Raw genomic sequence first — 23,592 nt, 5'->3', positions numbered from 1 at the left:
ATGGTCACCCCGGACCGGAAAGTGAGGAAGCTGATGGAAGAATACGAAAGGACAGGGAACGTGTCCAAGGCTGCGTTGCGGGCCGATCTGGACCGTAAGACGGCGCAGAAGTACCTGAGGTGCGGGAAACTGCCCTCAGAGATGCCGGTTGAGCGCAGGTGGCGTACCCGGGAGGACCCGTTCGCGGAGGACTGGGAAGAGTGCCGACTGATGTTCGAGGGCTGCCCGGAGCTGGAGGCCAAGACGGTGTTCGAGTGGCTGTGCCGGGAGCGGGCGGGTAAGTATCAGGAGGGTCAACTGCGGACGTTTCAGCGGCGGGTACGTGAATGGCGAGCGCTTTCGGGGCCCGAGCAGGAGGTGTACTTCGCGCAGGAGCACCGGCCGGGCGTGCGGATGTCCACAGACTTCACGCACATGGACCGGCTGGGGATCACGATCGCCGGGGAACCGTTCGACCACCAGTTGTGTCACAACGTGCTGACCTACTCGAACTGGGAATGGGCCAGCATCTGCCATAGCGAAAGCCTGGTGGCGCTGCGTACGGGGATTCAGAACGCGCTGACGCGGCTGGGCCGTGTGCCGGCGGAGCACTGGATGGATCATTCGAGCGCAGCGACCCACCGGCCGGCGGAGGCCAGCGGAGAACCGCGGGCGTACAACCGCGCCTACCTGGAGCTGATGGATCACTTCGAGATGGTTCCCCGTCTGATCCAAGTGGACAGTCCCCATGAGAACGGGGATGTGGAGTCGCTGAACGGCGCCCTGAAGCGTCGGATCGAGCAACACCTGTTGTTGCGCGGGTCGCGGGACTTCGCCAGCCGGGCGGCGTATGAGCAGTTCCTTCATGGCGTGCTTCAGCGGGTGAACGAGACGCGGCGCGTCCGCCTGGCCGAAGAGTTCAAACACATGCGGGCGCTCGACGTGGACCGGCTGCCGGAATACACGGAGTATCGGTGCGTTGTACGCAGTTGGGGCACTATCAACGTGAAGCGCCGGATCTACTCGGTACCCAGCCGGCTGATCGGGTACACGGTGACGGTGCATCGCTACGCGGAACACATCGAGGTGTTCTACGGGGGCGTGCGCCAGCTCACTGCGCCATGGCTGCGGGATGAACACGCGCACCACATCAACTATCGCCATGTGATCGGTTCATTGGTGCGCAAGCCCGGGGCGTTCCGGAACTACCGGTTCCGTGCTGACCTGTTTCCGTCCTCCGCGTTCCAGTGGGCGTACGAGACACTGTGCGCGGCGGTCAACGATCGGACTGCGGAACGGGAATACCTGCAGATCCTCAAGCACGCGGCCACCACGATGGAATGTGAGGTGGAAGCGGCACTGTGCGGCTTGCGCGACCGCGGGGAGATCCCGCGCCTGGACGTGGTGCTTTCGGCGTGTCCGCGTCCGATGCCGACGTTGTCGGAGCATGCGCCGTTGCCGGTGGATCTGGCCGCCTATGACGAACTGCTGGCGCCGGAGGAGGTGTGCGCATGACCACGCCCGCCTCTCTGGCCATGACATTGCGTGCCCTCCGGTTGCCGGACGTGTTGAACGAATACGAGCGACTGGCTGCGGAGGCCACGCAGGAACAGTGGACGTACGAGCGCTACCTGGCCGCGGTGATGGAGAGCGAACTGCATGCGCGGGGCGAACGGCGCACGCAGCGGCTGCTGAAACGCTCCGGCCTGCCCGACGGCAAGTCGCTGGACACGCTGAACCTGAAGCTGCTTCCGACCAAGGTGCAGCGTCAGATCCCGGCGCTGGTGGACGGCGGTTTCGTCGAACGGGCCGAGAACGTCCTGGCGTTCGGCTTACCCGGCCGCGGCAAGACGCATCTGCTGACCGCGATCGGGCGCGAACTGGTGCTGCGACACGGCACGACGGTGTTGTTTACCACGGCGTTCCACCTGGTGCAGAAGCTACTCACCGCCAAGCGCGACTTGGCGATCGAAGCGCTGCTGAAGAAGCTCGACCGCTTCGAGGTGGTCATCCTCGATGACATCGGTTACGTGCAGCAGAGCCGTGAGGAAATGGAGGTGTTGTTCACCTTCCTGTCCGAGAGATACGAGCGGCGCAGCCTGATGATCTCATCCAACTTGGTCTTCAGTGAGTGGGACAAGATCTTCAAGGACCCGATGACTACTGCGGCGGCCATTGATCGGGTGGTGCATCATTCCACTATCCTGGAACTCAACGGCGAAAGTTACCGCGCCCGGAAGGCGGGCGAACGGAATCGAAAACGATGAAAATCGCAATTGTGAGAATCGCGCACCCCCCATGGGGGGGTGCCCCTGCGGGGTGGGAGGGGGAAGGCTCGGGCCTATCGGCCCATCGCCCTCAAACCCCGGAAACCCGGGGCCCACCAGCCCCGTCAACATGGGGAAGTGTAGTTGTCGCCGACGGGGCCATGTAGTTGTCGTTGACGACTTACGGCGCTACTACGAACGTTAGTCAGTAAACACACTCCCTGCAGGCGTCTGCGAAGGCCTGCAGATTGGCCGGATCGCCGAAGAAGAAATGATCGGACGGGGCGAGGATATGTCCTCCGTGATCACGCGTGGCCTCAAAACATGCAAACACCAACTCACGGACCTTCTCCGGCGTGCCCTTCTCGAACCCGGCATTCTGGTCGAACCCCCCGATAAAGAACAGCTTACCGCCCACGCGACGCGAAGCCTCGGCGAGATCGCAATCGCCGCCCATATTCGGCGGGGTCATGGTCTCCAGCCCGTCGGCCCCCGATTCAACGACGAGGTCGAGCATGGGCATGATCCCGCCGCAGAGATGGCACACGGTCTTCACCCCCAGGGCTCGGAACAACGCATTCTGCCGCTGGTTATAGGGCAGGCAGAACGTCCGGAACAGATCGGGGCTGATGACCGTGCTCGAACCGGCCCCGCCATCGGTTTCGACCATGTCGGCCGGGGTCCCCTCCCAGAGCGCATGGGCGCGGGCCGCCTTCCGGTAGATGGACTCGAGCAGGTCATGGGTCCGCTCGGGCTCGTCCATGGCCAGGAAGATCGCTTCCTCCGTACCGGTGAGAATACACAGCGCCTGCCAGGGGCTGCCCTGTCCCGGATAATACGGGTGCGAACGGACGATGCCGCGGTCGCCCACCCGGTCATGCGCTTCGCGCACGGGCGCAAGATCGGCCCCCACCGGGACCGGGTAATATTTCTTCCAAAGCTCTTCATCGCGCTCACACTTCAGCAGGTGTTCGGTATTCCACTGAGTAAAGGCGTTGCGCCCGAAGGCCTGATGGAGTGACCCCCCGGGCGTGACGATCGTCTCCCGCCAGGTCTCATTCCCGTCGTCGTCCCTGACGGGGCGGGTCCGTTCGATCCGCCAGTTGGCCAGATCCCGTTCATCGTAGGTGTATTCAGGGCTGACGTAGATCGCGTAATCCATATCGAAGCGCGCATAGGCTTCGAACCAGTCGCAGCCGCCCAGATAGGTCTCCAGATAGTAATCCATCCAGCCGTGCACCTGGCACGGAAGACGATCCGGCTTCTCGTTGGCGAGAGCCCGCAGCATCCGCTCGCGTGATGTCATCCTGCTCCTCCTGCGATCTGTTGACGGCCGGGCCGGTCGCTTATCTCCCGACGACCCGGATCTTCGTTTCCCGCAGAATATCCCCGCTGCTGAAGCCGACCTTGACCCGTAGTTCGTGGGGTTCGATCACGGGCTTCAGCGGCCGACCCGCATAATAGCGCAACCGCTCCCGGGGCATGGTCAGGGTGACGCGCCGGCTCGCGCCGGGATCGAGTTCGACCTGCGCGAAATCGCGCAACTCGAGACGTGGCCGCGACACGGACGTCCCCCAGCTCCGCGTGTAGAGCTGGACGGTCTGCACCCCGCGCCGGTCGCCGGTGTTCACGACCTCGACCGAGGCCTTCAGGGTGTCTCCCGGCCCGAGTTCGTCCGTGTTCAACTCCAGCCCGCGGCATTCGAAGGTGGTATAGCTGAGCCCGAAGCCGAACGGGAACAGGGGATCACCGTCCACGTCGACGTAGTTGTCATGCCGGGCCGAAGGATAACGGTTGTACGGCAGCGGACACTGACCGACCTTCTTGACGAAACTGATCGGCAGCCGCCCCGAGGCGTCCACCTGGCCGTACACCACGTCCGCGAAGGCGTGACCCGCCTCCATTCCGCCGTACCAGGACGCGAACAGGCCGTCCACTTCGTAGACCCAGTCCAGCATCTCCACGGCGCTGCCCGCGCCGAGTGTGACGATCACCGGGACACCGGTCGCGGCGACCTCGCGGATGAGCCGCTCCTGGTCGCCGGGCAGCCGCAGATCGGCGCGGTCCTTGGCCTCGCCCTCGGTAATCCCCACGCAGATCAGCGCCACGTCCGCCTCCCGCGCGGCCGCGACGCACTGCGCCAGCTCCGATTCGTCCACCAGGAATCGCGCTTCGCCGGCTTCCTCCCGGAAGATCCAGTCGATGCTCAGTTTGGCGGTCGCGGTGCCGGGCCGCCACTCGAGTTCGAGCGGATAGACGTTGCCCTGCTCCATCTTCATATTGCCCTGGAAATCTCTTTTGCGCGCACCCGCCGCCGCGTCGACGACCGTCTGACCGGCGATCTCCAGCCGTAGGGCGTCGTCGGTCCGCGCCGTGATATCGCAGGCGGTGATCACCTGCGGATATTTCAGATAGCCGTCGACGCGCACCCCGAAAGGACCCTTGCCCGCATCGGCGGGGAGCAGCGGAACGAGATCGATCCGCAGATCCCGCACGTGCTTCGTCAGCAGCGGATCGCCCTCGCAGGCGGGAGTGGGATACAGGCGCAGCCGCAGTCCCTGCGTGTCGGCTTCGGAGTCCCGGTAGAGCCGGTCCGGTTCGATCGGACGCGGCCGGGGCGGCGTGACGGCGTGCGGGACGAACCGCACCCGGTCCCCGGCGACCGCCTCCATGCCCTCACGGATGGAGACGACGTGCGTCGGCCAGCCCGAGTAGCTGCCCAGATCGCCGCGGTCCGCCGTCGGCCCCATCAGCGCCACCGTGGCGTCCGGATTCAGAGGCAGCACATCGTGCTCGTTTCGCAGCAGGACGATCGCCCGGCGCTGCAGTTCGCGCGCGAGGCGGCGCGCCTCGTCCGATTCCGCCGCGGCGCGGCTCTCCTCCGGATCCTGGATCAGCGAATCGAAATCCATCAGCCCGTAGCGCCGTTTCGCGCGCAGGATATCGTAGACCAGCTCGTCGATCCGTTCCTCCGTGACCCGCCCCGCAGCCAGGGCGTCCTCCAGCCGCTTCCCGTAGGCCGCCACCCAGGGCAGCTCGAGGTTGACGCCCGCGTTCGGCATGTGGACTTCGGGATCGGGCACGCCGAGGCGCTGAGCGAAGCTGTAGTGGGCGTTGTAATCGCAGACCACGAACCCCTCGAAGCCCCACTCGCCGCGCAGGACGTCGTGCAGCAGCCATGCATCGCCGTGGGCCGGGGGACCGTTCACCGCACCGTAGGTGGGCATCAGCGACGTGGCGCCGGCCTCCCGGACGGCGGCCTCGTAGGGAGGAAAGTAGTATTCACGCAGCATGCGTTCCGAAATCTCCACGGCCGCGCAGAGTCGTCCGCCCTCGCCGTTCTCGGTCGGGTAGAGACACGGGGTAGCCATCACGCCCTGCGACTGGAGCGCGCGGACGAACTCGACGCCGAAGCGCGAGACCAGCCAGGGGTCTTCTCCGAACGACTCCTCGACGCGGCCGATGCGCGGATCGCGGGCCAGGTACAGGCGCGGGGCGATCATGAAGGTGTATCCCCGCAGCCGCGCCTCGCGCCCCATCATGCGTGCCATCGTCCCGATCGCCTCCGGATTCCAGGTCGCGCCCAGGGCGATACCGCAGGGATACGAACTGCCCCCTTTGGCCTGAACCCCGTGGTAGGCGCCGGAGATGAGCATCGGCGCCACCGGCATACCGGCGTCGCGCACCGCGCGATAGATCTCGTTGGCCGCCTGTGTAGCCTCGTACGGCATCTGTTTCTGGACGGGCATCGCGACCAGCGTCCCGATCTTCCCGTCGACGGCCTGGCTGATCGCCTCGTCGGTGGTCTGCACCCACGCGCAGCGCATCTGGCCCAGTTTCTCCTGCAGCGTCATCTCTTCGAGCAGATCGCGGACCGGATCGGCGGCCGCGCGGACCGGACCCGCCCCCAGCAGTGCAATCAGCCATAAAAGGTTCAGCCATCGGATCATCGGTTTCCTCCCTGCGATTATCGAATTCCGGATGCCGCACACCCTAGACCCGTCGCGATGAAATGGCAAGGGAAACGATTGCACCATGCGGCCGAGATCTGGCGTGAAGTGCTTCAGGCATAGGAGAGCGTGTTCCATGCCGTGCTTCGCTATCCTTCGTGGTCTTACGAAAGGACCACAGGGGAAGGAGACGGCGTCGAACAGAGGCATCGTGGCAGGAAGGGCAGAGAAGAGAGAGACGGAGGGATCGTCGCATGAAGAGAGACCGGGTTCTTAAAATCGTGGTGGCGGGTGTGGTATTGAGCGCGGGCCTGGCGGCGGCGCCGGCCGGGGCGCAGACCGGGCCGGACCGGAGATCGGCGGGATCGCTTCCGGACATGCTGGTGAACGACGACGGCACGGCGCTGACGTTTGAGATCTTCCGGAATGCGAAACATAGGGCGGCGAAGACGCACTGGATCAGCTTGACTCCGAATTACTACTACGGAGACGTAGACCCGCGCTGGATCCCGGTGGAGCCCTATGAGTCGTTCGATCAATATGCCGCGGTGCGCTGGGAGGGGCTGCAGGCGGTCGCGCCGGACGTCTCGCTCGGGATCGCGCTCTGCGTGAATCTGTCCGTACCCTGGCCCTACGGCTACGAGAGCGGGGTATTCCCCGAACATCCCGTATGGGGAAAGGATCCGCTTACGCCCTACGTCGCCTGGTGTCGGGAACACAATATCGAGCCCTACTTCTCGATCCGGATGAACGATCAGCATCACAGCGTGCACGCTAACCCCATGTATCACGTTGGACGTTTCTTCTGGGATCAGCCCGAGCTGTTTATCGATCCCCCGTCCAGGGAGGAGTGGGAGGAACTCTACCTTCCCTGGATCAATCGCGGTACCAACCAGCCCTCTCAGTTGCCCGAGTCCTACCGGAAGGGCGGGCCGGATTATCACGACCTGCGCGTCAATTACGCATTCGAGCAGGTGCGCGACTTCTACGTGGGGCTTGCAGAAGACCTCGCCGAAAACCATCCCGACGCGAGCGGAATCGAACTCGACTTCATGCGCTCCCTCAAATTCTTCCCGGAAGGGGAGGAAGAGCCGGAGAAGCTGACCCGTGTCGTGCGGCGTATTCGCGAGAGCCTCGACCGCGTGGAAGATCGATCCGGAAACAGGATTCGGCTGGTCGCCCGCATCCCGACGTACCACGACGGATATGCAGCCGGGATGAGGGTCCGGCAGTGGCTGGACGAGGATCTGCTCGACGGCATCGTGCTGGGTCACGGAACCTTCTTCTCGGACAACGCAATGGAAGAGTGGGCCGCGTACGCGAAGTCGCGCGACACCAAGGTCTACGGACCGATCGAACGGATGTATTTCAAGACGCGCATCCGCGAAGCCACCCCGGAGAAGGTCAGGGGGGTCGCCTCCACGCTCTACGGCAAAGGGGCCGAGGGGCTCTATTTCTTCAACTGGTTCGCGCCCGAGGAACACTACCTGCTCCCGGAACTGGCGGACCGGCAGGCGCTGCGGAAGAAGAACAAGACCTATTTCGCGGACACCGCGCGCGTTGCGCGGGACAAGAAGGAACTGGGGTCGCGTCTGATCCGCACGCCGCTCGTCCACCGCGCGGGTGAGGTGCCCTCGCTCTACCGTTTCGTGCTTTCGGTGAACTCGGATTTCAAGGCAGCCGACGAGATCCGCCTGTCGGTCCATACGGAAAACATACACAGGGAGTTCATCCGCATAACCGTGAACGACGCGGAAGTAACCGATGACATGCGCCTGATCTACGGCGCCGGGCGATTGACCTATCGGCTGCCGGACACCGTGGCGCGGAAGGTGGTGGAGAACGGGGATAATCGGATCGATGTCAGACTTTCCGCGAATCCCTTCGACGAGGATCTTATCATCGAAGGCGTCACCTGCGACTTTCTGTACTGATGGTTCACCGTATTTTTTGGCTCTTCGTAGATTTTCGTGGAACTACTGGAATCGCAGTGGCCGGAGCAGAAATCCGCTCGGGTCACCCACAAGAAATGACTCTCGCAAAGGCGCCGGGACCGCAAAGATGAATGAGAAGAGCGCAGGCAAAGAAATCGTGCCCCCCCGAAGGAAGAAATTCCTTGGCGACCTTGGCGGCTTGGCGAGAGAAAAACGGGTTGAAGTCACTTCGGCGGACGGAGTGCCGCCGCTGACAAAACACAGGAAATGAATCTCGCCAAGGCGCAGAGATCGCAAAGATGAATGAGAAGAGCGCAGGCAAAGAAATCGTGCGCTCTCTCTTACGTTCGTAGTAGGCCCGCAGGCCTGCGAAGCGGGGCCACCACAAAAATCTACGAAGAGCCAAACTTTTCGTCATTCTAAATGACGCAATGTGCGGGCTGACCCTGTCTGCCGACGGCCTTCTGCTGTCCAGCAGAATCCCTACCCTGCACGCTTCATCCGCCTCGCGCCTCATCGGCGGGCGGGGGCGCAAGGTTCGCCCTGTGGTTATCGAAATAGATGTCATCGACGTACATCGCCGGCCCGGAGGCGTGATTGGCGATCAGCGCGATCACGGGATACGGACGGGCGCCGGGGCCGGAGATCCAGTCGAAGGCCGCGGGCACCTCGCGCATATCCGCAAAGCGCGGGTCATCCCCGGATTGCATATAGAGCCGCGCGGTATCGGGCTTCTTGTTGTCGGTGATCAGCCACACCCGGTACCACGTATCGGGCCGCAGGCGCATGGAGACCTTCCCCGCCGGGCTGGCAAGCTGATCGGCCTCCTGATCGTCGTCTGCGTCACGGATCGTGAACCCCTGCTTCAGAAGGGGAAGCCGGTCGATCCCGGCGTCGGCCGTCACCCCGAACCCGACGTACTCTTCGGCGGCGCCCTTGAGTCCTTCGTGCCCCGTGAACCGGAAACGCAGCGTGAGGGTCTGCGGCGCGGAAAGCGTTCGGGCGATAAACCCGCTTCCCTCATGAACCAGTGCGGCCACGCCGACCCGGGCGCCGGTCTTCCGGAATCGCAGGACCTTTCCGGTCCCGTCGGGATCGGCGACCACCCGCGCCTCGCAGGAAAGCGAGTCGTCGGCGCTCCGCCACCCGTCGCGCCCCGCTACGGATTCGCCCGGGGCATAGGACTCAAAATCGTCGACTTTCTTCCAGTCGTCCCGGGCTGCATGCCCCGCCCCTTCACGCTCTGTAGCGGTCTCCTTCCGGCCGTAACGCGGGTTGACCTCCGGCAGCTCGGCGTCGACCTCCTCCAGATGCGCCATGAGCATCTTCCTGAGCCGGTCCGCGATTTCGGGTTTTTCCCTGACGAGGTTATCGGTTTCGCCGATGTCCTGTTCCAGATCGAAGAGCTGGTGCGGCGGCCCGCCGGCGGGCGAGAGTTCGGTCTCCCAGTAGTGGATGTACTTGTAGCGCCCGCAGCGGATGACGCTCAGCGGCCCGTTCCGGGTGTAGTAGTGCGGCTTATGCCAGTAGACCGCTTCGCGCTCCAGTTCGCCGCCCCGGAGGGCGGGCACCATGCTGATGCCGTCGAGATGCTGTCCGGGATGGCCCGGCAGTCCGGCCATGTCGAGGCAGGTGGGATAGAAGTCGGGGGTGATGACGACCTCATGCGAGACCGATCCGGGCCGGACGTGACCGGGCCAGCGGACGATCAGCGGGACGCGGTGCGACCCCTCGTACTGCCCGCCCTTCTGGCCCCGCAGCGGAGCCATGGACGTGGCCGGATAGGGGGTCTTGCTGTAGACGGTGTCCACGCCCCCGTTGTCGGACGTGAAAAACACGGCCGTACGGTCCGCGACACCCAGTCGTTCGAGCTCGTCGAGCAGCCGTCCGACCTCGCGGTCGAGTTCCTCGACCATGGCCAGATAGTAGGGCGAGTACTCCTCTTTCTCTTCCGGGGTCAGTTTTTGCGCGTATTGTTCGTAATATTCGCGCGTGGCCTGGAACTGGACGTGGACCGCCTTGTGCGGGACGTAGAGAAAGAAGGGGCGGTCGCGGTCCGCACATTCGCGCATGAATTCGATTGAGCGATCCGTGATGGTCGTCATCCGCTTGGGATCGTCCTCGACCACCGCGGGCGGGGTCACCCACATATCGCACTGCGGGTTCTCGGCGACGTCGAAGCCCATTGCGTGCAGGTTCTCGTGTCCGCTCCCGAAGTGCGTCTTCCCGAACAGCGCGGTGCGATAGCCCGCGGCGCGGAACGCCTCCGCGATGCAGAACTCGTCGGGCTGCACGCCGTCCTCTCTCGTGATCGCGGGCTGGATCAGCTTGATGCCGGTCGGATTGTGTTCGACGTTACCGAGCATCTCCTGATGTCCCGTGAGCGCGGTGAAGTGGAGCCGGCCGGGGTACTTGCCCGTGACGAGGCTGGCGCGGGTCGGAGCGCAGACGCTGCACGCCGCATAGGCGTCGGTGAACCGCATCCCCTGCGCCGCGAGGCGGTCGATGTTGGGCGTCTCGAACAGTTCCCCGCCGTAACAGCCCGGATCCTTCCAGCCCATGTCGTCGATCAGGATAAAGACCACATTGAGACGGTCATCGGTCGTGCGTGCGGCCAGGGCCGACGCGCAGAGCCAGCAGACGATCAGCGACGTTGTCAGTGTTTTGATCATTCCTCCACGACCTTCATGTTCATGGGGCGGGGGCCGATTTCGATGGTTCGGGCGTCTTTCGCCGGACCGCAGCATCCCTGCCTTTCGCGTCCTCACCCACCCCGGGGGTCATAGGCAGGGCGTGCACTCCGAGTTTGCGGACGTTCTGCCGGACAGCAGAACGTCCAACCCAGCGCGTCTTCTTCCGCCCTCAGCGGCGGAAGCGGCGCAGCAGGAACACCCCCCCCGCGACCGTCGCCATCAGACCGAGCGTCGCCGGTTCGGGGATGGGATTGACCAGATTCTCTCCGGAATTGTCGTAATAGATGTCGTCAATATACGCATCCGGACCGTCTACGTGGTTCGCGACAAAATAGAGCGTATCGTACGCCAACGCACCCTCGCCGCGAATCCACGTATTGCTGACCGCTATCTCGGCCTGCGAACTGAAACGGGTATCGTCCGAAGACTGGATGTAGAGTTTTGCGCTGTCCGGCGCCTGGTTATCCGTCACCAGCCAGAGATTGTACCAGGTGTCCGCGAGAAGATTCGTGCCGACATCCTGTTGCGGATTCATCAGGCTGTCCGCGTCTCCATCGTTGTCCGGGTCGCCCACCGCGAAGCCCTGCTTCATTTCGGTCAATCCGCTGTCGTCATAGGGAATGTTCGCATCCGGAGTGACGCCAAAACCGATCAGCTCCTCAGCGGGGTTCCCCGTCTGCAGATTGGTGTTCGAGGTATACCGGAAACGCATGAAAAGCGTCTGCGGCGAAGACCCGGTCAAACCGGCATAGCCGGAACTGTCGTTGACCAAATAAGCCATCCCGCCCGAGAGGCCGGTCTTTTTGAAGAGAAGGACCTTACCGTCGCCGTCCGGATCGGCCACGGCATCCGCCTGATAGGACCTCACCGGACTGTCGGACGAGTTCGTCCACCCGTTCTGACCCACGATCCTGCTGTTCGCCGTATAAGACTCGAAGTCATCCACCGAACTCCAGTCGGCCTGTACTGCACCCGCCATTACCAGCACCGCCATTACCGCCATCCATTTCATCGCTTGCATCCCGTCTCTCCTTTCTGTTCCGTGTTCCGGGCAGATTCTTGCTGCCATCGATTGCGTTCCACTTTAGCAAACCTCGTCAACCGCGCCACCTTCACAATGACCGAATTGATCCATATTTGATATTTCAGATATTCTTTCATGTCACCGGAAGGTGAAGTGAGGTATACGGGGGACTGAAATGACCACGGCCCGTCCCGACATCTACAAGGTCCCGGTGGACCGGCAGCTGGCCGGTCTGCCGTACAAGGTGGCGCACGACACGATTACGGACGAACATCCGGTGGCGCTGCACCACCACGAGCTGTACGAGATCTTCCTCGTGACCGAGGGCCCGGTGCGCCATCTGATCAACGACGCCGAATATGAACTCGCGACGCGGTCGGTGGTGCTGATCCGGCCCGACGACCTGCATACCTTCCGCTGCGCGCGCGGACGCCCTTCGGCGCAGATCGTCAATGTCCCTTTCGTCACCTCGCTCTTCCGCCGCGCGGGCGAGCTGCTCAGCGCGGATCAGATCGCGGCCGTCCGCCAGATGAAGCACGGCCATGCCGAGTGTCTCATGACGGAGTGGAAAGCCCTGCTGGCGAAGGTACGCTGGCTCGAGGCGGAGTATCGCCAGCACGATTCAGCCAACACCCGGATACTGATCGGCCTGGTGCTGGACGTCGTCAGCATCCTCACGGCGCAGACGTCCGACGGCGACGAGCTGCCCTACTGGCTGCGCAATGCGATGAACGCGATGCAGCTCGAGGAGAATTACCTCGAGGGCGTGCCGCGGCTGGTCGAGCTGAGCGGTCACAGCGCGGAACACGTCAGCCGCACCATGCGCAGGCACCTGAATCGCACCCCCTCGGCGTTCGTCAACCAGGTCCGTCTGCAGGCGGCGGCGCACCTGCTCAAAACCACTGAGCGCGAGGTCACCGATATTATCTTTGAGGTCGGCTACGAGAGCGCTTCGCACTTCAACCGCGAGTTCAGGAAATACTACGGCGTCACCGCGCGCAATTACCGCAACCGGGCGTGGAATATCGGGGGATAAAGCGGCGGACGGCCTTCTGCTGTCCAGCAGAATCCCTACCCTCACCCCGATTCGAGGAATTCGAGTACGAGTACCGCTTCGCTGAGTACGAGTACGAGTACGATAGTCCCCCGGGTGTCCCAAGGTTGAACTCGGGAGTACGAAAAACGACCCTTTATGCCCTTCACGGTGAATCCCGATTTTAAGGCTGCATCCGCGGTCGTCCTTCTTTTCCCGACGGCGATACCGGGCTCATTTTTGACCGTCGGCATGATCTCCTGTACAATGATTCATTCGCGCTTTTGATTTGAAATCCGAACAGAGGAGGCAGACCCATGAAGACGCGCACACTCGGATCATCCGGCATCGAAGCCCCCGTCGTGGCCCTCGGGACGTGGGCGCTGGGCGGATGGATGTGGGGCGGGACGGACCGCAACGACCCCGTGCCCGCCATTCACGCCGCGATCGATCAGGGGATGACGATGATCGACACGGCACCGATCTACGGATTCGGTCTCTCGGAGGAACTCGTGGGCCGGGCGATCTCCGACCGCCGCGACAGGGTCGTCCTCGCCACCAAGTGCGGGCTGGTGTGGAACGAGGAGGCCGGCGATTTCTATTTCGAAACCGAGGGCCGCAAGGTCTGCAAGTATCTCGCGCCCGTCTCCATCCGCCGCGAAATCGAAGCCAGCCTGAGGCGGCTCAACGTCGACACGATCGACCTCTACCAGACCCACTGGCAGGAATCCACCACCCCGATCGAGGACACGATGACGGAGCTGCTGAAACTCAAGGACGAGGGCAAGATCCGCGCGATCGGCACCTGCAACGCGGAGATCGACGATCTCAAGGCCTACCGCAGCGCGGGGCCGCTGGATTCGGACCAGGAGAAGTACAGCATGCTGGACCGGGAGAAGGACGCCCAGCTCCCCTATGTGCAGGAGCAGGGCCTCGCGTTCCTCTCCTACTCGACCCTCGCGCTGGGACTGCTCACCGGCAAAATCGGACCCGACCGCACCTTCCCGGAGAGCGACCTGCGCTCACGCCATCCGCGCTTCAAGGCGGCCCACCTCCAACGCGTCCACGCCATGCTCGAAGAATTGCGCCCGATCGCGAAGTCCTACGACCTCTCCCTCGCGCAGCTCGCGATCGCCTGGACCCTCGCGCGCCCCGGCGTGACGCACGCCCTCGTCGGCGCGCGGACCCCCGGGCAGGCCGCCGAAAACGCCCGCGCCGGCGACGTCGATCTGAGTTCCTCCGACATGGAACAGATCGATGCAGTCATCGCCCGCCACTCCGCGGACATTCCGTGAATGTAAATGGCAGCGATTCTCATTATGGCTTCACCCTTTTCGGTCGGGGTGGCACCCGACCCTCCCAGTGCCCGAAAATGCGTCGGATATCGACTCGGGAGGGACGGCTGCCACGCCGTCCGCGGTCGGAATGCGGCCATAATGAGAACTGCTGTGTAAATGGTAACTGTCATTGACGCTGCCTTACCACCATGCGGCCCGTCCTTGCCCCGAACGGCCGCGGAGTCTATGCTCGAGCACCGTGAGTAACCGGCCCCATTCCGTCCGCCATCTCGTCGTCGTGCTCGGGGATCAGCTCGACGCGGAATCGGCGGCGTTCGACGGATTCGATCCGCGCCGCGACCGGGTCTGGATGGCGGAGGCGGTGGGCGAAGCCGAATACGTGCGGAGCCACAAGGTCCGCCTCGCCCTCTTCTTCAGCGCGATGCGCCACTTCGCCGACGAACTGAAACAGCGCGGCAGGCCCGTCACGTACCACGAACTCGACCCGCACGACGCGCGCAGTTCGCTCGCGGGACGAATGACGGCGGATCTGCGCGACTGGAAGCCCGAACGGGTCATCGGCGTCGAACCCGGCGAGCACCGTGTGCGCGAGGACCTGACGCATGCGGCCCACGAGGCGGGCATCCCGGTCGAATGGCGCTCGGACCGCCACTTCCTCTGTCCGCGCGAGGTGTTCGACGACTGGGCGGAGGGCCGGAAGACCTTCCGGCAGGAGCACTTCTACCGCATGATGCGCCGCCGCACCGGCGTGCTGATGGACGGCGAAGAGCCGGTGGGCGGCATGTGGAATTACGACGCCGAGAACCGCGCCTCGTTCGGTCGCGAGGGACCTCCGGACCACCCCTCCCCGCCGGCGTACCGTCCCGACGCGATTACGCGCGAGGTGCTGGAACTCGTCGCCCGGCGCTTCGGCGGCCATCCCGGATCGCTCGACGCGTTCGCCTGGCCGGTGACCCGCGCACAGGCGCTCGACGCGCTGCAGCGGTTCGTACGCGAGCGGCTGGCGTCGTTCGGTCGCTACCAGGACGCGATGTGGACCGGGGAGCCCTACCTGTGGCACTCGCTGCTGTCGTCGTCGTTGAACCTCCATCTCCTCCGTCCGCACGAGGTGCTCGCAGCCGCGACCGCGGCCTTCCGGGACGGCGTGGTGCCGGCCGCCGCGGCGGAGGGATTCGTGCGCCAGATCCTCGGCTGGCGCGAGTACGTGCGCGGCATCTACCACCGCTTCATGCCCGAATACGCGCAGCGCAATGCCCTCGGCGCGGATCGTCCGCTGCCGGAGTTTTACTGGACCGGCGAGACCGCGATGGCGTGTCTGCGGGAGGCGATCGGTCAGACGCTGTCGACCGGCTACGCGCACCACATCCAGCGGCTGATGATCACCGGCCTCTACAGTCTGCTGCTCGGGGTCCGGCCGAAGGAGATCCACGAGTGGTATCTCGCCATCTACCTCGACGCCGTCGAATGGGTCGAACTGCCCAACGTGCTGGGGATGTCGCAATACGCCGACGGCGGGCTGCTGGCCTCGAAACCTTACGCCGCCGGCGGGGCCTACATCCGCCGCATGAGCAACTACTGCCGCGGGTGCCGCTACCGCCCCGACCGCCGCACAGGAGACGACGCCTGCCCGTTCACCCGCCTGTACTGGGCGTTTCTCGACCGTCACCGCCGCCGGCTGAAGGGCAACCCCCGGATGAGCCTCGCGCTGCGCAACCTCGACCGCATCCCGAAAAGCGAACTCCGGGAGATCAGGAAAGCCCGTCCGGAAAAGCGCTGACGGAGTCAGCGCACTCCATGAGCAGCCTCTGCGGACGGCCTTCTGCTGTCCAGCAGAATCCCTACCCTCACCCCGATTCGAGGAATTCGAGTACGAGTACCGCTTCGCTGAGTACGAGTACGAGTACGATATCCGTCCGGGTGTCCCCATGTGGAACTCAGGAAAACATACGGCCAAGAGCCACGTAGAGGCCGGATGGGATGCAATCGATTTCTTATCTTGTCTTCGTTTTCCGGCGCGATTAAGGTGCGCGGCCATATATGGAACACGATGTTTTTCTGCTGAACGGGTTCGACCGCGCGGTGATCGTGGTCTACCTGCTCGCGCTGGTCGCGCTCGGCGCGGTCCTGCGGCGCTATGCCTCGGCCAGTCTCGAGGACTACTACATCGGCGGGCGCAAGCTGCCCTGGTGGCTGCTCGGACTCTCCGGGATGGCGTCGTATGTCGATATCACCGGCACGTCGCTCATCACCGCCTTCCTCTTCATGATCGGTCCGCGCGGACTCTTCATCGAATTCCGCGGCGGGGCATGCCTGATCCTCGTGTTCATGATGCTCTGGCTCGGAAAATGGCACCGGCGCTCGGGCTGCATCACCGGTGCGGAGTGGATGCGCTTCCGTTTCGGTGAGCGCGCGCAGGGTCAGGCGGCGAGCCTCGTGATGGCCCTCTCCACCCTCATCTTCACCACCGTCCTGCTCGCCTACCTCTCCAAGGGCGTCGGGCTCTTCCTCGCCTCCTTCCTCCCCTTCACCCCGTTCCAGTGCTCGCTGATCATGTTCGCCGTGGCCACGGTCTACACCATGTGCTCCGGATTCTACGGCGTGGTCTTCACCGACCTGATCCAGTCGGGGATCATCGCCGTGGCCGTGTTCGGGGTATGCGGGCTGGCCATGACGAAGATCGGCGCGCTGGACGGCGCCTTCCCCGATCTGGCCGCGGCGGTCACCGGCAACGCCGACTGGACGTCCGTGACCCCCGCCTGGGAGTGCTCGTTCCAGCCGGGGTACGATCAGTACAATCTGCTGATTCTCTGCATCCTCTTCTTCACGGTGAAGGCCTTCCAGCAGGGACTCGGCGAGGGCTGGGATCCGAAGTACTTCGGCGCGCGCAGCGACCGCGAGTGCGGGCTGCTGACCTTTTTCTGGACGTGGATCGTGATGCTGCGCTGGCCGATGATGATGGCGTTCGCCGCGCTGGGCGTGCTGATGATCGGGAACCTGTTCCCCGAGCCCGCCACGATCACGGGGGCCGCGGAACTGATCCGCGCGGCGCACCCCGATCTCGCCGCGCACGAGTGGAGCGAGCTGCTCTCCCGCCTGGCCGCGTCGCCGGGAGACTATCCGGACCTCACCGCAAAACTCTCCACGCTGCTCGGGGAGGGCTGGCGCGAGAAGGTGCTGCTGCTCGGCTACCACCCGGGGACCGTCAACCCGGAACGGATCCTGCCGGAGGCGATCAAGCACTTCATCCATCCCGGCTTCCGCGGCATGATCCTGATCGCCCTGATCGCGGCGAGCATGTCGAGCTTCGACTCCGCGGTGAACAAGGGCGCCGGGTTCTTCGTGCGCGACATCTACCAGCGTTACCTCCGCCCGCGCGCGGGCAACCGGGAGCTGCTGTGGGCCTCGTACGGGATCATCTTTGTCATGGTGCTCCTCGCGCTGCTGATCGGATTTTTCGCGGAGAACATCGACGATATCTGGAGCTGGCTGATGATGGGCCTCACCGCCGGACTCGGCATGCCGCTCATCCTGCGGCTCTACTGGTGGCGGTTCAACGGCTGCGGGTTCGTCGCCGGAACCCTGACGGGCCTGATCGGTTCGATCCTCCAGCGCCTGTGGCTGCCCGGGCTCCATGTCTTCACCGGCTTCTCGCTGCTGATCGCCGTCTCGCTGGCGGGGTCGCTGCTCGGCACCTTCCTCGCGCCGGCGGCCGACCGCGAAACGCTGGAGCGGTTCTACCGTCAGACCCGCCCGTTCGGCTTCTGGAAACCCTTCCGCGCGCTTCTCGACCCCGAGACCCGCGCCGCGACCGACCGCGAGAACCGCCTCGATCTCGCCTCCGTCCCGTTCGCGCTGGTCTGGCAGGTCACCCTCTTCCTCGTCCCGATGCAGATCGTGCTGCTGAAGTTCGATGTCGAGTTCTGGATCACGGTCGTTCTGTTCGCGATCTCGCTGTTCGGGTTGTATCGTCTGTGGCTGAGGAGGATCATCCGGGAGGGATAGCGGGGCGGATTGACCATGAAGGAGTTGAAGGGCATGAAGGTTGGTTCTGAACATGATTCGTATCCGTACGCGTACGACGGGACGCGAGCGGATTTGCCGTCGATCGCCACAAAAAATCCACGAAGAACCGAAAAAAGGAGCGACACCATGGTTCGAAAACTGACCGGTCTACTTATGCTCGCGGCGCTGGCGCTCGGTGCCGGCGGGGCTGCAGGCGCGGCCTCGACGACCCCGGACGACGACACGCGCTACCTGGTCTTCATGCGCCAGCCGGAGGAGCTGATCTTCCAGGAGTACCCGCACACCATCCATCCCGGCGTGTTCCGGGACATCCGGGAGGAGTTCGAAAACCTGCCCGCATCGGACGTGCGCATCGGCATGGCGTTCGTCTTCTCGTATCTCAAGACCGACCTGCCCACACTCAAGGCGAGCCTGAAGCGCTTCCTGCATTTCGCCCGGGAGACCGACACCCCCGTGCTGGTCAAGTTCGACGGCGAGCAGTGGTGGCAGGAACGGCCCGACCTGTGGAACTGGTGGGACCCCGACCTGCCCGGCTACGATCCCGCCAACCGGGCCAACGTCGAGTGGTCGAGCTGGGACCCGGACGACGCCCTGAAGATCGCCTGGCGCAACTGGGGACGCCAGATCCGCGTGCTGCCCCCGCCCAACCTCTTCAGCCGCGAATACCGCGCGGCCTGCCATGAGGCCATGGACGAACTGCTGCCGATCGTTCGCCAGTGGTGGCGCGCCCTGCCCGCGGAACAGAAGGACCTCTTCATCGGCGTCAATATCGGCTGGGAAAGCTCGATCGGCATCAACGCCTACCACTACCCGGACGGCAATGAACGCGTCCACCAGCCGGCCGAACACGATCCGGACCACGGGATCGAACTCTCCGAGGTGCCGGACCGCGGGGTGGCGCAGATCGGGTACGCCTCGGTCAGGAGCGCCGGCATCCGCGACCGCGGCGACATTACGGAAGACGACCTCTACGAAGTCATCCGCCGCCACCTGCGCGACCTGTCCCACCGGGTCCACCGCGCCGGGTTCCCGCGCGAGAAGATCTTCACCCACGGCGTGGGCAACCGCCGGGGCGAAAAGCTCTACGAGGCCGCGCTCAACGAGTACGCCTGCCCCGGCTGGAGCAATTACTGGAACGCCGACGACCCCGCACAGAACGAGGGCATCATGCGTTCGCTGAAGAAATCCGACGCCCCGTACTGGGGTTCCGTGGAATGGAACCTGATCGGCTCGCGCGACGGCGAACGCTGGAAACGGGCACTGGAGAAGTCGCTCTTCTATCCGGGATGCCGATTCCTCTGCGTCTACAACTGGGAACACATCGACGACAGCGAGGCGGTCATGGACGCCGTCCGCGCGGTCATCCGCGACCATGCGCGCGACCGGAACGAGTAGGCCTGTGACATTCAGGGGGAATAACATGAAGCGGTGGCTGATTCCGCTGATGGCGATCGTTGGGGCGGTCTGCGCGGGAGCGGATACGCACGAGCGTTACCTGCTGTTCAACATGGGGCCGCGTTCGGGGTTCAACGTGAAGCGACCGGGCACGATCACGGCGGAGACGTTCGACGAGTTCCGCGACGCGTTCGCCGGCCTGCCCGCCTCGCACATCCGGCCCGGGTGCAAGCTGATCTTTTCGTATCTCGCCGTCGACATCGAAACGCTGAAACAGAGTCTGCGTAATTACCTCGAGGCGGCGGAGGCCACCGGCACGCCGGTGATGGTCAAATTCGACGGCGAGCAGTGGTGGCAGAACCGGCCCGACCTGTGGAACTGGTGGGACCCCGACCTCCCCGGCTACGACCCGGCGAACGCGAAGAACGTCGAATGGCGACACTGGGGACCGGAGTACGCGCTCAAGGTCGGCTGGCGAAACTGGGGCCGGCAGATCCGGGTCCAGCCCCCGCCGAACCTCATGAGCCCCGAATACCGGCGCGCCTGCCACGAGGCCATGGACGAGCTGCTGCCGATCATCGTCCGCTGGTGGCGCGAGCTGCCGCGCGAAAAAAAGCACCTGTTTGCCGGCCTGAACGTGGGTTGGGAGAGCGCGATCGGGGTGAACGGTTTTTATTATCCGAACGGCAACGAATTGCTCGACGACCCTCCGGAAGACGACCCCGATTACGGACTGACGCGCAAAGACGTCCTCAGCCGCGGCGCGGTGCAGATCGGGTACGCCGCCGTCCGCACCGCCGGACTGCGCGATCGCGGCAACATCACCGAAGACGATCTGGTGGAAGTCATCCGGCTTCACCTCGAAGATCTCTCGCGCCACGTCCGTGAAGCCGGCATTCCGCGCGAGCGGATCTTCACCCACGGCTGGGGCAACGAGTTCGGCGAGAAGCTCTATAACGCCGCAGTAAACCGCTACTCGTGTCCAGGGTGGAGCGACTACTGGTACGCCATGGATCCGAACCGGGACGAGGGCATGATGCGCGCGCTGGAACTCAGCGATGCGCCGTGGTGGGGCGCGGTCGAGTGGATGCTGCTGCGGCCGTACAAAACGGAGCTGTGGGCGCGGGCGATGCGGCAGACCCTCGCCCACCCCCGCTGCCGGCTGCTCTGCATGTACAACTGGCACAAGGTGCGCGACAACCCGCCGCTGCTCGAAGCCGCGCGGCAGACCGTACGGGGTGAGTGAGGGGATGGGGGAAATTCGGACGCGCTGCGAAGCAGGACCAGGGCCGTGATCTTTCACGCGCCTGGCCTGCCGGAGGCAGGCTCGCGGCGCTACTACGAACTTTTTTTCACGTGTTTCACTGCGCCTGACTGTTGCAATTCCCCCTCATAAATCTATACTGCGTAGCCTAATACGGAGAATGCACCATGCCGAAAGTTACGCTGTACGATATCGCCCGCATCTGCGGGGTGAATGCTTCGACCGTGTCGCGCGCGCTGCGCAACGACGCGCGGCTGAAGACGGAGACCATCGAACGCATCCAGTCCGTCGCGGAGAAAAAGGGATACCGCCCCAACCTCGCCGCGCGGTACCTCAAGCGCGGGAAGGCGGAGATCATCTGGTTCATCGTCCCGACGCTGGGGGCGTCGGTCGACTGGAAATCGGCGGAATTCGCCACCCAGCACGCGCACGACAAGGGCTACGATCTGGCCATCACGGTCCATCACGGCGACCAGAAGGTGTTCGACCGCGCCGCCGAGCGGATGATGCAGGGGCTCTCCGCCGGGGCGATCATCAACCGCCGCGACATCCGCGACCTGTCCGCGCTCGATCCGCTCCGCAAGCGTAATTTCCCGATCATCTTCATCGACGTTCCGCCGGAGCGGTCCTACGGCGAGGGTCTCGTCGTCACCACCGACAATGAGGCGGCGGGCCGTGAGCTGGTGCGGCGCTGCATCGACGCCGGGGCGCGCCAGTTCATGCTGCTCTTCCGGCGCGGGGTCAACGCCGTCGAACGGGAACGTTTCACGGGCGCGGCGAGGGAACTGCGCGAACGCGGCGTGACATGGGTCAACGGCATAACCAAGGGCGACGGACTCGACTGGGAGGCGCTCGACGAGCGTGTCGCGCTGCTGGGGTCCTCGCAGGAAGCCGTGCTGACCTTCGCCATCCCGCACGCCGACGCCTTGCGCAGGAAACACTGCACCATCGGGTGTTTCGACGACTGGCTCGGCGAGGCGCGCCCCGCCGAGCGGGTGATCGTCGCTGAACAGGATTACGAAACCATCGCCGACACCGCCGTCGACCGGCTGGCGAATCTGATCGACCAGACCGACGGGAGCGATCACCCGCTCGCACGGATTCCCGTCTCCGATTACCTAACGCGCAAGTCGTACTTCTGATCGGATCCGCATTTCTGCATTGACACCGCCCCGTTAATAGCCAACGATATGCAATCGTTGGCAGTGTGGATATTTATTAAGGAGAAGGGATGAAACGACGCGAATTCTTACACACGGCGCTCGGTGCGGGGACGCTGGCCGGACTCCACGCCAGCGCAGCGGGTCAGCGGGCTCCGAAGCAGCCCAACATCGTCTTCATCATGGCCGACGATCTCGGCTACAACGACCTGAGCTGCTTCGGTGCGGAGCTGCTGAAGACGCCCCGCATCGACCGGCTCGCGGAAGAAGGCACGGTGTGGACGGATGCCCACGCCCCGGCGTCCGTGTGCCAGCCGACCCGCTACGCGATCCTCTCGGGCCGTTACTGGTGGCGGCGCGGAAAACCCTGGCAGGGCGATCTCTGCTTCGACCCGGGCCGTATCATGCTGCCGCAACTGCTCAAGGATGCCGGGTACCGCACCGCGTGCATCGGCAAGTGGCATCTCGGCTTCGGGCGCACGACGCCCGTGGACTGGAACAGCGAACTCAAGCCGGGGCCCCTCGAAATCGGCTTCGACTACTTCTTCGGCACGCCGCGGACCCACAACGAACCGCCGTTCGTCTTTGTCGAAAATCATCATGTGGTCGGACTCGATCCCGACGACCCGATCCGCATCATCCCGAACAAAGAAACCGACAAGGGGTACGGCCACGGAATCAGCGTCGGCGCCGAGCGCGCGCACGAGCTGCGGCCGGAAGATGAAGTCGACGTCATCCTCGCCGACCGCGCCGAAAAATGGGTGAAAGATCAGCGCAGGGGCGAACCGTTTTTCCTCTACCTCACCTATCTCGCCCCCCACATCCCCATCGCCCCCTCGGAACGATTCCAGGGCACCAGCGACTGCGGGGGATACGGCGACTACATCCAGGAGCTGGACTGGTGCGTGGGGCGGGTGCTCGACGCGCTCGACCGCAAGGGCCTGCGCGAGGATACGCTCGTCATCTTCACCAGCGACAACGGCGGCGTGTACCTGGGCAAGACCCTCGCGAAGGGACACCGCTGCAACGGGGATCTGCTCGGCCAGAAGACCGACGCGTGGGAAGGCGGGGTCCGGATCCCGTTTATGGCGCGCTGGCCCGGGAAAATCCCGGCGGGAGTCGAGACGGGCACCCTGATGTCGCTGACGGACATCATGGCGACCTGCTGCTCGGCCGCCGGCGTGACCATGCCCGCAGGCGCCGGACCGGACAGCGTCGACCAGCTTCCCGTCATGCTCAATCCGCGGACGGCGGAACCCGCCCGGCGCGAAATGATCATGGAGGGTATCTTCGGCCGCGCCCTGCGCTCGGACCAGTGGGTCTATATGGCCAGGCAGGGCTCCCACGGTATGAGCGGCCACCCGAAGATCCGCTGGGGCATCCCGTACAAGCGGCTCGAGTTCGAAAACAGCAGCCTCGACGAACACGGACAGCCGCTGCCCGACGCCCCGCCCGGCCAGCTCTACGACGTCGAGAAGGATCCCAACCAGAAACAGAATGTGTACGATCAGTACCCGGAGGTCGTGAAGCGGCTGGATCGACGTCTGAAGGAACTGCAGGAATGAGGGGGAC

At 64.3% G+C, this 23,592-nt stretch carries 15 protein-coding genes; 11 read left to right on the top strand and 4 right to left on the bottom strand.

Annotated features, from left to right (window positions below):
• Positions 1–33: 33 nt before the first annotated feature.
• Together istA and istB are read left to right on the top strand one after the other, a co-directional pair.
• A complete protein-coding gene (gene istA / locus L21SP4_RS01850; RefSeq protein ID WP_160300627.1) occupies positions 34–1,494 on the top strand; it encodes an IS21 family transposase in 1,461 nt (486 codons plus the stop codon).
• Positions 1,491–2,246 (top strand): IS21-like element helper ATPase IstB, encoded by a 756-nt coding sequence (istB, locus tag L21SP4_RS01845; RefSeq protein WP_052881065.1) that lies wholly within the window; start codon positions 1,491–1,493, stop codon positions 2,244–2,246. The genes istA and istB overlap by 4 nt, the downstream gene beginning before the upstream one ends.
• Positions 2,247–2,451: 205 nt before the next feature.
• On the opposite strand, the gene L21SP4_RS01840 is transcribed toward istB, so the two are convergent.
• Together L21SP4_RS01840 and L21SP4_RS01835 are read right to left on the bottom strand one after the other, a co-directional pair.
• A complete protein-coding gene (locus L21SP4_RS01840) occupies positions 2,452–3,552 on the bottom strand; it encodes a uroporphyrinogen decarboxylase family protein (RefSeq protein ID WP_052881064.1) in 1,101 nt (366 codons plus the stop codon).
• Positions 3,553–3,592: 40 nt separating this feature from the next.
• Positions 3,593–6,196 carry a glycoside hydrolase family 3 C-terminal domain-containing protein gene (locus L21SP4_RS01835; RefSeq protein ID WP_052881063.1) on the bottom strand — a complete coding sequence of 868 codons (2,604 nt, stop codon included), beginning with the start codon at positions 6,194–6,196 and terminating at the stop codon, positions 3,593–3,595.
• A 254-nt stretch (positions 6,197–6,450) separates the two neighbouring features.
• Here L21SP4_RS01835 and L21SP4_RS01830 point away from each other — a divergent pair, with 254 nt between their 5' ends.
• The gene (locus L21SP4_RS01830; RefSeq protein WP_052881062.1) at positions 6,451–8,130 is read left to right on the top strand and encodes a hypothetical protein; all 1,680 of its coding nucleotides are present in this window, start codon (positions 6,451–6,453) and stop codon (positions 8,128–8,130) included.
• Positions 8,131–8,627: 497 nt separating this feature from the next.
• Here L21SP4_RS01830 and L21SP4_RS01825 read toward each other — a convergent pair whose 3' ends face one another.
• The gene (locus L21SP4_RS01825; protein ID WP_052881061.1) at positions 8,628–10,802 is read right to left on the bottom strand and encodes a sulfatase; all 2,175 of its coding nucleotides are present in this window, start codon (positions 10,800–10,802) and stop codon (positions 8,628–8,630) included.
• Between the two features lie 190 nt (positions 10,803–10,992).
• Positions 10,993–11,844 carry a PEP-CTERM sorting domain-containing protein gene (locus L21SP4_RS01820; protein ID WP_052881060.1) on the bottom strand — a complete coding sequence of 284 codons (852 nt, stop codon included), beginning with the start codon at positions 11,842–11,844 and terminating at the stop codon, positions 10,993–10,995.
• A 178-nt stretch (positions 11,845–12,022) separates the two neighbouring features.
• Here L21SP4_RS01820 and L21SP4_RS01815 point away from each other — a divergent pair, with 178 nt between their 5' ends.
• The 8 genes from L21SP4_RS01815 (at position 12,023) to L21SP4_RS01775 (ending at position 23,585) form a co-directional block, all read left to right on the top strand.
• The gene (locus L21SP4_RS01815; RefSeq protein ID WP_052881059.1) at positions 12,023–12,883 is read left to right on the top strand and encodes a helix-turn-helix transcriptional regulator; all 861 of its coding nucleotides are present in this window, start codon (positions 12,023–12,025) and stop codon (positions 12,881–12,883) included.
• Positions 12,884–13,197: 314 nt separating this feature from the next.
• Positions 13,198–14,175, top strand: a complete 978-nt coding sequence (locus L21SP4_RS01805; RefSeq protein ID WP_052881057.1) for an aldo/keto reductase — start codon at positions 13,198–13,200, stop codon at positions 14,173–14,175.
• A gap of 241 nt (positions 14,176–14,416) precedes the next feature.
• Positions 14,417–15,955, top strand: a complete 1,539-nt coding sequence (locus tag L21SP4_RS01800; protein WP_052881056.1) for a cryptochrome/photolyase family protein — start codon at positions 14,417–14,419, stop codon at positions 15,953–15,955.
• Positions 15,956–16,215: 260 nt separating this feature from the next.
• Complete coding sequence (locus L21SP4_RS01795; RefSeq protein ID WP_052881055.1) at positions 16,216–18,180, top strand: sodium:solute symporter family transporter; 1,965 nt, start codon at positions 16,216–16,218, stop codon at positions 18,178–18,180.
• A 147-nt stretch (positions 18,181–18,327) separates the two neighbouring features.
• A complete protein-coding gene (locus L21SP4_RS01790) occupies positions 18,328–19,596 on the top strand; it encodes a hypothetical protein (RefSeq protein WP_144413715.1) in 1,269 nt (422 codons plus the stop codon).
• A gap of 25 nt (positions 19,597–19,621) precedes the next feature.
• Positions 19,622–20,842: a hypothetical protein gene (locus L21SP4_RS01785; protein WP_052881053.1), complete on the top strand. Its 1,221-nt coding sequence runs from the start codon at positions 19,622–19,624 to the stop codon at positions 20,840–20,842.
• A 185-nt stretch (positions 20,843–21,027) separates the two neighbouring features.
• Entirely contained in the window at positions 21,028–22,002 is a 975-nt protein-coding gene (locus L21SP4_RS01780) for a LacI family DNA-binding transcriptional regulator (RefSeq protein WP_052881052.1), read from the top strand.
• An 89-nt stretch (positions 22,003–22,091) separates the two neighbouring features.
• Positions 22,092–23,585 (top strand): sulfatase family protein, encoded by a 1,494-nt coding sequence (locus L21SP4_RS01775; RefSeq protein ID WP_052881051.1) that lies wholly within the window; start codon positions 22,092–22,094, stop codon positions 23,583–23,585.
• Positions 23,586–23,592 lie beyond the last annotated feature (7 nt).

The organism is Kiritimatiella glycovorans (genome assembly GCF_001017655.1).
In the GTDB taxonomy this organism is placed as follows: Bacteria; Verrucomicrobiota; Kiritimatiellia; order Kiritimatiellales; family Kiritimatiellaceae; genus Kiritimatiella; species Kiritimatiella glycovorans.
This window is presented reverse-complemented; position numbering and strand designations above follow the sequence as displayed.